Origin of the sequence: Sinorhizobium sp. P24N7 (assembly GCF_042436655.1) — a bacterium.
Taxonomy (GTDB): Bacteria; Pseudomonadota; Alphaproteobacteria; order Rhizobiales; family Rhizobiaceae; genus Sinorhizobium; species Sinorhizobium meliloti_A.
The window spans coordinates 62,651-75,236 of the sequence record NZ_JBHMIW010000017.1 but is presented as its reverse complement, the minus strand read 5'-3'; the positions used below and the strand labels follow the sequence as shown (position 1 = coordinate 75,236).

The window sequence follows — 12,586 nt, the reverse complement described above, 5'->3', positions numbered from 1 at the left end:
TTAGCCTCCTTGGGATGTTGTGGGGGGGTGCGGAGTATCGGTGATGACCGGCGGCGGCAATGGAAGACCGGGATCCAGACCTTCGTCTGCCTTCTTCTCCTCAGCCGGCGAGGCCACGTAGAGCCATGGTGGCAGGAGATCCTTGCTCGACCAGACGCCATAACCGAGCCCCCGGGCTTTACGCTCGATATCGAAATATGCCGGGACTTGCGGCTCGTTTCTATAGTTGAAAGCGTAGCCGATCCCTTCAGCCACGGCTGTCGCGGCCAAGTTTGTCTCGCCGACAAAGCAGTGAGCTATGAGGTTTTTGTTGACGTCACGGGCGATCGGCGCGCAGTTCACATCGCGCTTGAGCGTGCGCAGGATCATCCAGGACTTAGCGACTTGGCCGGCAGGCCATTCGATCCCATCGCTCGTTGCCATCTGTTCTACACGGGGGGCTTCGTAGCCTGCCAACCGGACAATCTGGCGCCGGTCTTTGAATTCGAGGGTTGTACCGTCGATCACCTGAACCTTGCCGTAAATCTGACGGGGGACGTCAGGCGATCGGCTCTGAGCAAGAGCCCCTACGGGTAGACCCAAAATCAATACAACGGAAAAGGCGAATCTCATTTCTGCGCCTTCTGCTGCTGTTGCATCAGGACAGAGACCGGATGAGGAAGGTCGGAATATGCCCATAGTCCGACATGGGCGTTTCTGGCCGTTTCTTCTGCTACTCTATACCCTGGCACGATCAGCTGACCCGCGCCGTCGACAGCAGCAAAGCCCCATCCTTGTGCGATCATGTAAGTTGCAAGATCGTAGCCGCGCTGACCCGTTGTTGTCTGGCACACCACGACGGCATTGTTCTGGTCCAGGTCCTTCACCGTCGTGCAGACCGGCTTTGTGTCGCGAATAAGAGCCTGTGCCATGATGACGTTCAGTTCGCCGCAATCTCTGACGACACCAGGAGAAAGCGTGACCGGCGTACCCCGAAGACAAGTTTGCAGACCATAGAGTCGATATCGACGGCCATTGGCAATCCAGGTATCCCCGGTTTCAAACTGAGCAGTTTCCGGAAATGGCGTGAACTCCTGCTGGGGAGAGGTCTCCTGAGACTGAGGAGCCGGAGCTGGTTGCGCTTGCACCTGAATAATGGGGGCAGGGGGAGGCGCCTTTCGTTGCTCGGCGAATAGCCCAGGCATGATGTACATGCCAGCGTAAAGGCCTGAAGCTGTAACGGTCGAAATCAACATGAGCAGTCGGATCCGCATCAATTCATTGTAGGGTTAGCGCGATAACGTTCCCCGTAGGGATGCCTGAAATATTGGTTTGCCCAGATCCCAACCTTCGATAGGCGAGCCTCATTTTCTGCCTTCGCATATTCAGGAAAGACCGGATTGCCCGCCCGGTCTCTAGCTGCAAATGCCAGGCCCTGTTCGATCATGGTTTCAGACAGCGATTGCACCATGTCGTTTTGGGTAAAGAAGCACTCTGCAAAGCGAATGTTCGGTCGCCCGGCTATTTCGCCGACGAAATGACATGGAAATGCGTCGCCGGCGTCATTTTTCGCCTGCTCGATTCCCGCGGTCATTCCAGCGAGGGAGATCATGGCGCAGGATGCTTTGTTCCCCATGAAGTCCAACAGGTCGGTGGAGAGGCAGCCTTGTACGCCAGCCAAGCGGATGACATCGCTATTGGCGTCCAGAAACGAATTTCCCGTCAGCGCACTGACTGGCTTTACGGTAACCAGCTTCAGCTCGGTTGAGATCGAAGCCGTGTTCAGGGCGACTTGAGGCGCTGGAATGAGATCGCCGCCCTGAGCGTAAGCGCTTTGATAATATGTGACAAACTTAGTGACCGCGGCGTCTTGCGCTGCTACTGGCGACGCAAAGAGACCACCCGCGAGAGCGAAAAGGAGAGGGCAGAACGGGCGCCAAACTTTCGTGTCCATACTACAATCGTCACCTGTTGACTCGCCGGAAAATGCACCAAATGATGGTAGTCCTCAAGAGGACAAATTACAGCGGACTAGAATTCTCGGCAATCCAGCATTGGAAAAAGCGATTCTACTCGGGTAGAATAATGGTCAGCAATGGGTATCGCTTGGACGATGCCTAAAGGTTGTACGGCAAGAAGGTATTGCGACGGAGGCGAGAAGATGTCGGCCTATAGCAAGGCGATCAGAGTAGTTGCGTTGCCGTTCCGCGCTGCGTGGACAGGGATCCTGATCGCGAACTTTCTCGTCATCGCGGCCGCCGCCCTGCTGGTCGGAAGTTTCGTCGCTTACTGGCTCGAGCTGGCCTTCTCGTATCTGTTCTTGCCTGAAGTCTGGACAGAAGCGCTTTGGTCGTGGGCTTCGGGACTCTACGCTGAGCACACCTGGTTCAAGGTAGGAACAATCGCGGCTTTCGCTCTGCTTCTCTTTCCGGTTCTTGGCTATTGGCCCGGGCGGGATCCGCTTGAAGAAGCGACTCACGAGAGAAAGATGGTCGAGCTGAACAAAAATCTTGTCGCTGTTCAGCAGCAGGAGCGCATTCGCTAATTGCGATTCATCCTTGCTCGCTCACCTCTTCGATCTCGGAGAGACGTGGCGCTTGCTTGAATAGGGCATTGGGCCGTAAGCGCCGCGAGCGCACAGATGGCTATCCGCCAGGCCCGCGGAGGAGGGCCAAGCGCCGGCGCGCTCATCCGTTTGAGCACCAATCCACCCTGACGCCCCGCCCGAAGGGTTCAGCGAGCCCAGCCTGCAATATCAGACCACTGGCGTCACCGCTGCCTGTTTGGACGCTCACCAATGTTCGGCCGTACCGGTCCTGTCCGTGTTCGGTCATAGAGGTAATGCCTGACTGCAAAATGGACTGGAGCAGATAGGTCGCCTTCATGCCAGAATCGTATTCTTGCTGGCATTTTGCTCCGTCACCAACCTCCGGGGCGTCTATTTCGTATAGCCGGAACTTGGTTCCCCCGTACCAGAAGGTGTCGCCGTCCACGACGCAGTGATGGCGTTTCTCATTGCCACACAACGGAAATTCGGCCCCCGCCTCAGATGGAGCGGGAACCGACATTGGGAGCAGCAACGAAATGAGCTGTAGAATGTGTTTGTTCATGAGCCTTTACGAAATTATCGACGGTTTTTTTCGCACCAGGGCCAGGTCAAACCCGGTGATTTGCTCCTCGCGCATACGCGGGACGATGATCGGTTGAATACAGGTCGTCAACTCTGCGAGCTCGGCCATCGAGAGCTTCGGTTTGATCCCGAAAGGCGATGCGTCTTTGTCAAACTCATCCTTGTCGTCGTCTGCGAACATAACCGCTCGGCTGGCGACGAACTGAGATTTGTTGATCTGAAACATCGCAGTCCAGTAGGTTTCCGTGTCCTGGGCGTCATGCCAGATGAGGTGGCGGTGGCCTGCAAGCTCTATGGAAAGAGTGTGCAGTGTGCGGGCGCCGAGTAATTGCCGCAGTTGCAATTGCGGGTCATGTTGATGGTCATCGATGGGATCGAAGATGTAGACAGGGCCGATGGTCGCGTTGAGTGGATCGATGAGGAAGCCGGTGTAGCGGATCGGTTTCATGGGGTGCTCCGAAAGAGGATGAAGTGCAGGCGGGCCTGCCCTCCCTTTCGGGGAAGCGGGGATGGCAAAAAGCGACCGGTTGCCGGGGTGGGTGCGCAACGCGGTTGCACCCTTGGGTGCGACCGACTTGCTGCATCTGCCCCGGCGGGCAGTCGCTTTGCGACGGCAAGGGGGAAGGCCCCTTGGGGTCGCGCTCTTTGTCGATCGCGGACGCATAAAGGCGCGCCACAAAGAGGGCCAGTTAGGACGGGGAAGTCATGTCCGGATCAAACGATAAAGGCACGTTGCTGCTGAAATCGAACCTCGTACTTATCGAGCGGGTGGTTCACGCGACGCGGACAGTCCTAAGGGAATATCGCCTGGAGGTGACGCCTTTTCGGGAAGGACAGCTTGTCAGCGCCGTCTACGAAGAGATTGTTGCGGATGGCACCATGGACCTGAGTTATGAGGAGACCCTCCGGCGTGTCGACGAAATGTTCCGGGTGAGCAAATGGCGGATGGAAGCAAGGGAAGCTGAAGCTTGGCCCGGGGCGTCTGCGTCCTGGTTGATGGAAGTCGAAGATGAGCGAGAGGCCGTCAAGAGGACGAGATTCTGGGTGTGGCTGGAAGAGCGTCGGCGCGGCCTTGCTTGGGTTCTCTTTGGAGCGGCGCTGGCCATGACGGCGGTGATCGCGCAAATGGTGATGCAGCGTCCGCTTTGATCAGAGCTAAACCGTATTTAAGTGATCGCTCCGAGGCAAGCAGCAAGCAAGCGTTGTAAGTCTCTTGAGTTTTCAATTTTGCGCCGCTAAAAGTTCTAGCCGAGTAGAAGAAAATGGCGGCGTTCAATGGTGCAGGACAGCGGAAACTCAGCCGGAGACGGAGCACCTCATGTGCGGGGGGGTCTGGGAAATTAGCGCCGAAGGCGTTTCACCAGAAATTCTTGGTCTGGCGAATGCTTGGCTGAATACCGGCATAGGAGATCCTTTGACAGCGTTGATTCTTATGAGCAAACGGTTGCTGGCTTGGCAAACTTTTTCGTCTTTTGGGATGACCAGAGGAGCACTCAGCGCTTTCCCCGAACCTATCGAGAAGGGCGGGGCAGAATGATGCATTATTGGGCGGGGGCGCCTTTGTGACGAGAGAACGATCGCTACTGACAAAGGAATGGTACGTGGTCCCCGTTTCGGTCGATTGCTCTGGATGTGGGGCGCAGACCAGCTCGGCCGGGATAGTCGTTGGCCCTTCCAGTTTGACGAACATTCCCACGTTCGATTTGGACGGTGATGTCCTCAAGGCCCCGTGGGGGCCGCTAAATGCCTTCGCTTTCGTGGAAAGCATTGCCGGCCGTACTGAGAACATCGCGAGATTCATCGTCCACCGCTATCACAGCATGTTCGCTATCAAGGATGGTGGACTCAAATCCATATGCGAGCACTGCGGCGACAGCCTTCCTGGGCCGCTGCTGCGATCAGCTGCGATGAATGGCTTTTCGCGACTAGGGCGAAGGAGGCTCGTCAACAACGAAGCTTTGATGATCTTCTCGTCCAAGGTCGCGTTGACTGAATTCCACGGAGGGACGCGTGTCGAGGAAAGCGGTCTGCGGGACGGCGGGTTTGCGCTGCTGCTCTTATGCGATGCTGGGGATGGGCGAAATCAAACGGGGATCGTTGAGATTTGGCACAATGTCGCCCGCAACGAATATGCAATGGCGATCAAAGGGCACGAAGGAGAAGAGCTGCTGCAGCTCGAGTTCTATGAGGACCTGGATCACATTGTGGATGATATCGCAGGCGTCGGGCTTGTGTTGACGCAGCTGCACCTCGCCCAGGATGGGTCGCCCTATTGCGGCTTGGCCCGCGATCTATTTCTCGAGGCGCTGGAGCGCTCAGGCTATGAACAAGACGAATAGGAGACCTGTTCCTTTGATTACACGGATGACTGTTTTCGGCATTGGCGCGGCAATTGTCTTGTCAGGATGCGGGGCCACCGTACAGCCCACACGGCCACTGCCGGTTGCACCCTACTCATATTTGAGTCTCAACGCCTGCAAGAAATACGGTAGCAACATCGTTGAATGCCAGCTCGATTATTTGAACGGCTTCGGCCGCCAGCGTTTGGGTCCAGTTCAACAAAAGTCGCGACCCGCGGGGACTGGGAATCAGGATTATCAGTATCAAGTATCGTCGTGCATGCCGATGCAGCGCGTGCAAAAAGAGCTGCCGATTTACCTTTGTGAAATCTACGGCGCACGATCCGGAGCGGATGCAGGGGCTGTGTATATTAAGGGCGGAACTGCGGTTCGGCTCGCGCGCGTGCTGGGGGATCCGGAGCAACTTCGATATCGATGGAAGCCTGACGTTTGGTCGCGTGTACGCGGTTGATTCTTTTGTAAAAAGTCGCTGGTATATGCGCTGCATAATTGCAACAAAATCGAGGTGGCTGATTATTTCCGGTTGATTTTTGGCTTGGCATGCGATTCAAAATATTCTACTAGGCTGTAAGAACCCTTGGTAGCAGAGCCCCATGAATCGCAGCTCGTCAGTGCATGTGACATTGTCGAAAATAGCGTGCTCGCGGCGAGCCAAGTTGGCTGCCGCGACATCGGCGTTCGTCCTGACGAGCTTCGCGGCGGTCTCCAGTGTGGGCGAGGCGGCACATGGCGACCGGGCTATACGCTCGTATCCGAAGTCAGCGGCTGCCGCTTCGTACGCTCCCGTAAAAGTGGCTGTCGCGCGCACTGATCGCGCCGACAGCGCTAATCCAAAGGTTGCACCGGTCGAATCGGCGGCTATGCCGTCTCTTGACCTGAATGGCTTCAACGAGCGGTTCGGCGGGTCTCCAGGGCGGTCAGCTGAAGTTGGAGGGACTTCTGGATCAGGGGCGCTGCATGGCGAGGCGGCGAACATCGTTGTTGCTTATTCCCCGGATCACGCCGCCTCTGACGTTGATCGCCGCGAGCAGGCCGTGCGGTCGTCGATCGAGGTGTTTTCCTATGGAGTGATGCAGGGAGAAGATCCGCTTCAGTCGATTGATGGCCCTGCCACGGGTGCAGTTGTGGCTGCATCAGGTGGTGCGAAGCAGCCAAGAGCTGATTTGCTCGTTGGTGTGCCTCCGGAATTCGCGGAGCTTGTGAAGCGGATCGCCACCGAAGAGGGCGTCGACCCCAATCTCATGCTTTCGATCATGCGCGTTGAAAATGCGGCTTTCGATCCGGAGATCGTCAGTCCTGCGGGGGCTATCGGGCTAATGCAGGTCATGCCGAAGGTTGGGGAGGCGTTCGGCGCGGCCGATCTTACGGACCCGGAGCAGAATGTTCGGGCTGGTGCGCGGTTTCTGCGCGTCCTCGTTGAGAAGTATCGAAACCCTGTGCTCATCGCGTCTGCTTACAACGCGGGCGAGCCAAAAGTGGATGTTCGTCGATCCCTGCCGCTCATTGAGGAGACGGCGGATTACGTCACCCGCGTCGTCGGGTTGTACACGAATACGAGCACGACTGACGAAGTGTTTCAAATCGGTCGGAGTGCTGGTGTGCCGCCGGCCGCAAAAAGGTCGGGCGCGCGATCTGGACGGGCCGAACGCGCCAAGGCGCCGATGCTCGTCTTTTCGGTCGGAAACACGGCTGACGCTACTGGTCGTGTGGAACAGGAGAGTGGGCAGGTCCACGTGGGTGGTCCTGTGAAGATCAAAAAGGAAGAGGTGCTTCAATGAATATGATTGCGGGGACGATGCAGGCAGTTGCCGTCTACGGCCGTGCCGCTTGGTACTCGGCCAAGGGGCGCAAGGTAGTCGCGAACAGCGCAATGCTGGCGGTTTCCACCTTGATCCTGCTGGTCAGTCAGTTTGAACCGGCCGCTGCTCAGAACCTTGACGCATTGCAGCAGGCTGCCGATCGGCTTGTTCAGTTCTTCGTTGGGCCGTTTGGTCGGTCGGTCGGCGCCATCGCGTTCATCGGCATGTTCCTTGCAGCGGCATTCGGTTACTGGTCCTGGGGTGCCCTTCTGCGCGTTGCGGGCTGCCTTGCTGGTATGTTTGCGGCGGCAGAGCTTGTCGATTTCTTGGCCGGTGGCGGCGCTTAAGGCCATGGCGGCTGGAAGCAACCACAGCGACGGGGACGACTATATCGAGTCGTACCCCGTCATTTTGGCTCTCACTCGGCCTCCGACGGTCATGGGCATTCCGTACACCTATTTTCTCGCGGAGTGCTTTGTGTCGCTGATGGTGTTCATGATCCTGGGATCCATTCTTTGGTTCCCAGTTTCTTTCGTTGTCCTGCACAGCATCCTCTACGTGCTGACCGTCAAGCTCGACCTTTGGTTTTTTGACATCGTCGGGCGTCTGAGCATGTGCGGGGTCAATCCGTTGGGCCGCAAGCTCGGGGGCGGCATTCGGACTTATGGGGTTTGATCTATGAATACGATGGCGCGTTCCTTGAAGGGATCGTTGACAAAGGGATGGGAGATCTTCGCGGATAGAAGCATCTCCAGCCATGTTCCCTTCTACGTGCCGGTAGAGAATGGCATCATTCGGCTGAAGAATGATTGCCTTGCCACAACGTTGCGCTTGAATGGCTTCTCCTTTGAGACGGCCGACATCGAAACCATCAATATGCTGCAGCGGCAACGCAATTCGGCGTTTCGCGCAATCTCTTCGATCGGCAATTTTTCGCTGTACACCCATGTTGTTCGTCACAAAGTGGCGCCTTCGCTGCCATCGACTTATGCCGATCCATTCATGCAGCGAATGGATGATGTTTATCAGGCGAGCATTTCGAAGAACGAGATGTTCGTTAACGACACTTACGTGACTCTCGTTATTCGCCCATTTTTCAAGAAGGGCTCAGCGCTTTCTCGATTGATGGGCGTCGGCGGCAACGTCGTGCGAAAAGAGCAGTTCCGCGCCATGCGGGATAAACTCGTGGAGGCCACTCGAGCGCTCGAGAAATCGTTGGACGCCTATGGACCGAAGGTCTTGCGCGACGTGCAGCGCGTTGAGGTGGATCTCGGGAAAGGGAAGCGGATTTACCGTGACATCTCCGAGGACATGGTCCTTGAAGCTGACGCGCGGAAGGTGTGGTTTTCCGAACAATGCGAGTTTTTCTATACGCTCCTCAATGGGGGGCGTGTGAGGCCGATCCGTCTTGGGAATATCCCAATCGATGAGATGCTGCCGGCGCGGCGCACTTCGATCGGGAATCGCATTATTCATCTGCAGGGCGATATATCAGAAGACGATCGCTATGCCGCCATGGTTTCCCTCAAGGAGTATCCTCCGGAAACTGGGGCCGGCATGCTCGATTACATATTGAAGCTGCCATTCGAAATGGTCGTCACCCAGTCCATGTCGTTCATCGATGACATGGCAGCGCGCAGCCGGATTGAAAGATTGGACCGTCAGCTTTCCAAAGCGGACGAGGGCGGTTCGAGTGTCCAGGCCAACCTCGAGATTGCCCGTGACGAGCTAGCGCGCAAGCGCGTGGCTTTCGCAGAGCATCACCTGACAGTGATGCCGATCGCCAAGACAACAGCGCAGTTGGACGACGCCGTGGCTCTGATCGGGAACGAGTTGGGTGCCCTCGGAGCGTCTTATGTGCGCGAAGATCTGAATGCTGAGCCCGCTTATTGGGCTCAGTTGCCCGGCAATCAGGCCTACATCGCCCGGAGAGCGTTGATCTCTACGCTTAACTTTGCCGGGATGAGTAGCTTTCACGCCTATCCCTACGGCAAGCCCGATGGCAATCATTGGGGGCCGGCGATCACCATTTTTGAGACGACATCCGGGACTCCGTTCTTCTTTAATTTCCACCAGGGCGATGTGGGCCACACAACGGTGTTTGGTCCCACCGGCTCCGGTAAGACGGTGATCATGGCCTTCATGATCCTGCAGGCCTATCGGGTCAGCCCTCGATTGAAGACAGTTGTTTTCGACAAAGACCGCGGTCTCGACATCATGGTCCGCGCCGCGGGCGGAACGTATATGACGCTCGAACCAGGTGAACCGTCTGGCTGGAACCCTCTCCTTCTGGACGACACAGAGGAAAACCGTGTTTTCCTGTATCGCCTGTTGAGCTTTATGTTGAAGCCGCCCAAGGAGGGAGAAAATCTGACGCCGCAGGAAGAGGCGATCATCCGCAACGCGATCAAGTCGGTCCTCAGGACCAAGGATAGATCGTTTCGGAGGCTTTCGTCACTTCGAGCTCTGCTTGCGGGCAGCGAGCGTACCGAAGGAAGCCTGATTGCCCGCTTGGACAAGTGGGTTGATCAAGGCCCGTATGCGTGGCTGTTCGACAATGAGGAGGACACGCTAGATGTCAAGAAGCCGATGATCGGTTTCGACATGACATCGATTCTGGACGATCCCACCGTTCGCACGGCCGCTCTGCTCTACATGTTTCATCGCCTGGACACGATTTACGACGGAAAATCGCCCATCATTAATCTTATGGATGAGGCATGGAAGCTGCTGGACGACGACGAGTTCAAGCGCACCATGAAGGACTATTTCAAGACCATTCGTAAGCGAAACGGTCTTGTGATTTTCGGCACACAGTCAGCTGACGACGTGGTTCAGTCCAACGTGAGCCGAACGATCATCGAGCAGACCTCGACCAACATTTTTTTTGCGAACCCTAAGGCCGATGAGAGCTCTTACATGGAGCATTTTGGCCTGTCACGGGCCGAGTTCGATTGGGTCAAGAACGGGGATCCAAAGTCGCGCTTCATGCTGATTAAACACGCCAAGGACAGTGTGATTGCCCGCGTAGATATGTCTCATATGCCTGAATTCATTAAGGTTCTTTCCGGGCGTGAGGAGACCGTGCGCGAAGTCGAGATACTACGTGACATGTATGGGGACGATCCGAAAAACTGGCTGTCGAAATTCTGTGATTGGAACGAGGATGGAGATGGGGATGAGATACGCAAAGCTTCCTAACCGAGCCATTGTCCTAGTTTTGGCCATGGCGACGGCACTGACGTCCTCGACCGCGCTGGCACAGGTTCCCGTTATCGATAATGCTCGGGTGAATATCCAGCAGCAGACACAGAACTGGTACAACACCTACGAGGCCGACACGAAGAAGGTCAAAGGCGCCTCTGGCGGGACTACCGATAGCTTTGCTCCTGGGCAGGGGGCCGGTTCTCCGCTCGACTGCAGCGCTGAGGGGATGTCCGGCGATACCACGCGGGCCCCGCCGTCAAAGCGCACTCACAGCCAGCAAGAAGTTGCCCGGATACTCGAAGAGGAGGCGATCCGGCAAGGGGTCGATCCGAACTTCGCTATGGCGATCGCGGAGCAGGAGTCGCGCTTCCGGCAGTCGGCACGCTCGCCCGTCGGCGCGACCGGGGTGATGCAGCTGATGCCGGGAACAGCAAGGGAACTTGGCGTCAACCCTTACGACACACGTGATAATATTCGCGGCGGGGTGAAGTACATCAAAAAGCTGCAAGGCATGTTTGGCAACAGGTATGACCTAATTGCTGCGGGCTACAATGCCGGACCGCATCGTCAGTCGCTGCGGGAAGGGCGCATTCCTCAGATCGCTGAGACGCAGGATTATGTGAAGAAGGTCACCGGCTATTACAATCGAAACAAGGCTCAGAATGGCGATCGCACTCCAACCGGTACGGACACAACGCCCCAACCGGAGACCGTCGGCTACAGCAATGGATGCGGCGAACAGCTGAAGAAAGCATACGACCGAAACACGGAGGCGCAGGCTGAGCGTGGCAAGGTCTGGAACGAATTCGTGCAGAAGTCGACCGAAGTGAATCAACAATACCTGCAGCGTCTGCAGGCGGGGTTGATGTCCTCGTCGGCCGCGCTGCGCGGTAGCGGAGGCGGCAACGCCAACGAACACAATGGTTCGTTGGTAATGGCGGAAGTCCAGTGCCCATCGACTGTCATCAATACAGGCGGGACTCGCTGCTACGCCGTGCCGTCAACTGCGACAACAGAGGAAATTCAAGGCTGGCTGACCGACCTGCAGGAAATGGCAAGGTTAAGAGGGGAGTCGGCGACCTTTGCGGTCGTGGAGGATCCTGCATTGGGACTTGTAACGGTGGTCGATAACCGGCCGGCGCAATGAAAGTTGGAAGATGAAAGTTGGAAGAGAGGATAGGCAAATGAAGAAGCTCATCTTTGCAGGCGCAGTCAGCCTTCTGGCGTCGGCGTCGGCGTATGCACAGGTCCCCGTCACGGACGCTGCGAACATCGCGATCAACAAAGAGATTGCGGCACTATCGCAGCAAATCCAGCAGGATACGTCTGTCATCAAGGACAACACGACCAAAACCCTGCAGGCGATCACCGGCGACCGCACTCAGGATGCAAACCAGTTCGCGTCGCTCGCCACCGGAAACGGTTTCAGCATGGGACAGGCGCCGGACTTCAATAGCATCTTGTCGGGGAACTCGGCCGTCTTTGGCGGCATTGGTGGCCAGTTTCAGAATGCTGCTGCGAAGCTGATCAACGGCTTGAATCTGGTCAAGATGGTCACTGATGGTGCCGGTGTTGATCTCTCTGGTGCGAACCAGGCGTACTCGCAGGGGATCAACGCGCTTACGACGATGACTGCGCTGACGGATGCGATGAACACTGCAACGAAGGATCGTCAAAACTCGTTCCAGCAAGCGACGCAAGAAATCGGCAAGGCGACGGACCTCAAGGGCGCGCTCGAGCAGAACACGCAAATGGTCCTTCAGGGAAACCAGACTGCCAACGAAGCTGTCGGGTCTTTGAACAATCAGGTCATGCTGCTCAATCAGCAATACAAGGCTGCGCTTGCGACCTCGTCACAGAACCTGCGAACGTTTGCCCCTCTTCCGGATAGCGTTATTCGCAGCGGCGATCAGCAAGCGAGCGGGTCGTCGGTCCGAGATCAGCTGGAAGCATTCGAGGAACAGAACCAGTGAGGATTGCCTTCGCAATAATAGTGGCCTGCGCTGCCCTTGGTGGCTGCGCAGGCAAGATTGAGCAACTGGCAAAATGTTCGGCTGACGAGAATCCTGTGCCTGCTTTGGCCTATGGTCCGGAGCAAGAGCAAACTGCGG

16 protein-coding genes are annotated in these 12,586 nt (G+C 56.7%); 11 read left to right on the top strand and 5 right to left on the bottom strand.

The window, feature by feature from the left end:
* Genes ACFHWW_RS26435 through ACFHWW_RS26425 form a run of 3 tightly spaced genes read right to left on the bottom strand, consistent with a single transcriptional unit; the run spans position 1 to position 1,933 of the window.
* Positions 1–612 carry a thermonuclease family protein gene (locus ACFHWW_RS26435; RefSeq protein WP_379941892.1) on the bottom strand — a complete coding sequence of 204 codons (612 nt, stop codon included), beginning with the start codon at positions 610–612 and terminating at the stop codon, positions 1–3.
* Positions 609–1,235, bottom strand: a complete 627-nt coding sequence (locus ACFHWW_RS26430; RefSeq protein ID WP_379941890.1) for a thermonuclease family protein — start codon at positions 1,233–1,235, stop codon at positions 609–611. The genes ACFHWW_RS26435 and ACFHWW_RS26430 overlap by 4 nt, the downstream gene beginning before the upstream one ends.
* A gap of 17 nt (positions 1,236–1,252) precedes the next feature.
* On the bottom strand, positions 1,253–1,933 hold the full coding sequence (locus ACFHWW_RS26425; protein WP_379941887.1) for a thermonuclease family protein: 681 nt from the start codon (positions 1,931–1,933) through the stop codon (positions 1,253–1,255).
* 207 nt (positions 1,934–2,140) lie between these two features.
* Between ACFHWW_RS26425 and ACFHWW_RS26420 the strand changes: the two genes are divergently transcribed.
* Positions 2,141–2,524 carry a hypothetical protein gene (locus ACFHWW_RS26420; RefSeq protein WP_379941884.1) on the top strand — a complete coding sequence of 128 codons (384 nt, stop codon included), beginning with the start codon at positions 2,141–2,143 and terminating at the stop codon, positions 2,522–2,524.
* Positions 2,525–2,666: 142 nt separating this feature from the next.
* Here the strand turns inward: ACFHWW_RS26420 and ACFHWW_RS26415 are convergent, their stop codons facing one another.
* Both ACFHWW_RS26415 and ACFHWW_RS26410 read right to left on the bottom strand, forming a co-directional pair.
* Positions 2,667–3,047 (bottom strand): thermonuclease family protein, encoded by a 381-nt coding sequence (locus ACFHWW_RS26415; RefSeq protein ID WP_379942126.1) that lies wholly within the window; start codon positions 3,045–3,047, stop codon positions 2,667–2,669.
* Positions 3,048–3,095: 48 nt separating this feature from the next.
* On the bottom strand, positions 3,096–3,557 hold the full coding sequence (locus ACFHWW_RS26410; RefSeq protein WP_379941881.1) for a hypothetical protein: 462 nt from the start codon (positions 3,555–3,557) through the stop codon (positions 3,096–3,098).
* 284 nt (positions 3,558–3,841) lie between these two features.
* Between ACFHWW_RS26410 and ACFHWW_RS26405 the strand changes: the two genes are divergently transcribed.
* From ACFHWW_RS26405 to ACFHWW_RS26360, 10 genes are all read left to right on the top strand, one after another.
* Positions 3,842–4,258 carry a hypothetical protein gene (locus ACFHWW_RS26405; RefSeq protein ID WP_379941878.1) on the top strand — a complete coding sequence of 139 codons (417 nt, stop codon included), beginning with the start codon at positions 3,842–3,844 and terminating at the stop codon, positions 4,256–4,258.
* Between the two features lie 169 nt (positions 4,259–4,427).
* Positions 4,428–4,646, top strand: coding sequence for a hypothetical protein (locus ACFHWW_RS26400; RefSeq protein ID WP_379941876.1), 219 nt, complete (start codon positions 4,428–4,430; stop codon positions 4,644–4,646).
* 142 nt (positions 4,647–4,788) lie between these two features.
* The gene (locus ACFHWW_RS26395; protein WP_379941873.1) at positions 4,789–5,448 is read left to right on the top strand and encodes a hypothetical protein; all 660 of its coding nucleotides are present in this window, start codon (positions 4,789–4,791) and stop codon (positions 5,446–5,448) included.
* Positions 5,432–5,920, top strand: coding sequence for a hypothetical protein (locus ACFHWW_RS26390; RefSeq protein WP_379941871.1), 489 nt, complete (start codon positions 5,432–5,434; stop codon positions 5,918–5,920). The genes ACFHWW_RS26395 and ACFHWW_RS26390 overlap by 17 nt, the downstream gene beginning before the upstream one ends.
* A gap of 142 nt (positions 5,921–6,062) precedes the next feature.
* Positions 6,063–7,247: a lytic transglycosylase domain-containing protein gene (locus ACFHWW_RS26385; RefSeq protein WP_379941868.1), complete on the top strand. Its 1,185-nt coding sequence runs from the start codon at positions 6,063–6,065 to the stop codon at positions 7,245–7,247.
* A 17-nt stretch (positions 7,248–7,264) separates the two neighbouring features.
* Entirely contained in the window at positions 7,265–7,615 is a 351-nt protein-coding gene (locus ACFHWW_RS26380) for a TrbC/VirB2 family protein (protein ID WP_379941865.1), read from the top strand.
* Positions 7,584–7,943: a VirB3 family type IV secretion system protein gene (locus ACFHWW_RS26375; protein WP_379941863.1), complete on the top strand. Its 360-nt coding sequence runs from the start codon at positions 7,584–7,586 to the stop codon at positions 7,941–7,943. The genes ACFHWW_RS26380 and ACFHWW_RS26375 overlap by 32 nt, the downstream gene beginning before the upstream one ends.
* 3 nt (positions 7,944–7,946) lie before the next feature.
* On the top strand, positions 7,947–10,469 hold the full coding sequence (locus ACFHWW_RS26370; RefSeq protein WP_379941861.1) for a VirB4 family type IV secretion/conjugal transfer ATPase: 2,523 nt from the start codon (positions 7,947–7,949) through the stop codon (positions 10,467–10,469).
* A complete protein-coding gene (locus ACFHWW_RS26365; protein ID WP_379941858.1) occupies positions 10,447–11,622 on the top strand; it encodes a lytic transglycosylase domain-containing protein in 1,176 nt (391 codons plus the stop codon). Before ACFHWW_RS26370 ends, ACFHWW_RS26365 begins: the two co-directional genes overlap by 23 nt.
* A gap of 37 nt (positions 11,623–11,659) precedes the next feature.
* The gene (locus tag ACFHWW_RS26360; protein WP_379941856.1) at positions 11,660–12,448 is read left to right on the top strand and encodes a conjugal transfer protein; all 789 of its coding nucleotides are present in this window, start codon (positions 11,660–11,662) and stop codon (positions 12,446–12,448) included.
* The last annotated feature ends 138 nt before the right edge of the window (positions 12,449–12,586 follow it).

What these genes read in the sequence shown, in the direction of transcription:
- ACFHWW_RS26370 (WP_379941861.1), top strand. Translation starts at nt 7,947, where the DNA reads ATGAATACGATGGCGCGTTCCTTGAAGGGATCGTTGACAAAGGGATGG.
- ACFHWW_RS26365 (WP_379941858.1), top strand. Translation starts at nt 10,447, where the DNA reads ATGAGATACGCAAAGCTTCCTAACCGAGCCATTGTCCTAGTTTTGGCC.
- ACFHWW_RS26425 (WP_379941887.1), bottom strand. Translation starts at nt 1,933, where the DNA reads ATGGACACGAAAGTTTGGCGCCCGTTCTGCCCTCTCCTTTTCGCTCTC.
- ACFHWW_RS26435 (WP_379941892.1), bottom strand. Translation starts at nt 612, where the DNA reads ATGAGATTCGCCTTTTCCGTTGTATTGATTTTGGGTCTACCCGTAGGG.
- ACFHWW_RS26380 (WP_379941865.1), top strand. Translation starts at nt 7,265, where the DNA reads ATGCAGGCAGTTGCCGTCTACGGCCGTGCCGCTTGGTACTCGGCCAAG.
- ACFHWW_RS26390 (WP_379941871.1), top strand. Translation starts at nt 5,432, where the DNA reads ATGAACAAGACGAATAGGAGACCTGTTCCTTTGATTACACGGATGACT.
- ACFHWW_RS26415 (WP_379942126.1), bottom strand. Translation starts at nt 3,047, where the DNA reads ATGTCGGTTCCCGCTCCATCTGAGGCGGGGGCCGAATTTCCGTTGTGT.
- ACFHWW_RS26360 (WP_379941856.1), top strand. Translation starts at nt 11,660, where the DNA reads ATGAAGAAGCTCATCTTTGCAGGCGCAGTCAGCCTTCTGGCGTCGGCG.
- ACFHWW_RS26385 (WP_379941868.1), top strand. Translation starts at nt 6,063, where the DNA reads ATGAATCGCAGCTCGTCAGTGCATGTGACATTGTCGAAAATAGCGTGC.
- ACFHWW_RS26400 (WP_379941876.1), top strand. Translation starts at nt 4,428, where the DNA reads ATGTGCGGGGGGGTCTGGGAAATTAGCGCCGAAGGCGTTTCACCAGAA.
- ACFHWW_RS26420 (WP_379941884.1), top strand. Translation starts at nt 2,141, where the DNA reads ATGTCGGCCTATAGCAAGGCGATCAGAGTAGTTGCGTTGCCGTTCCGC.
- ACFHWW_RS26410 (WP_379941881.1), bottom strand. Translation starts at nt 3,557, where the DNA reads ATGAAACCGATCCGCTACACCGGCTTCCTCATCGATCCACTCAACGCG.
- ACFHWW_RS26430 (WP_379941890.1), bottom strand. Translation starts at nt 1,235, where the DNA reads ATGTTGATTTCGACCGTTACAGCTTCAGGCCTTTACGCTGGCATGTAC.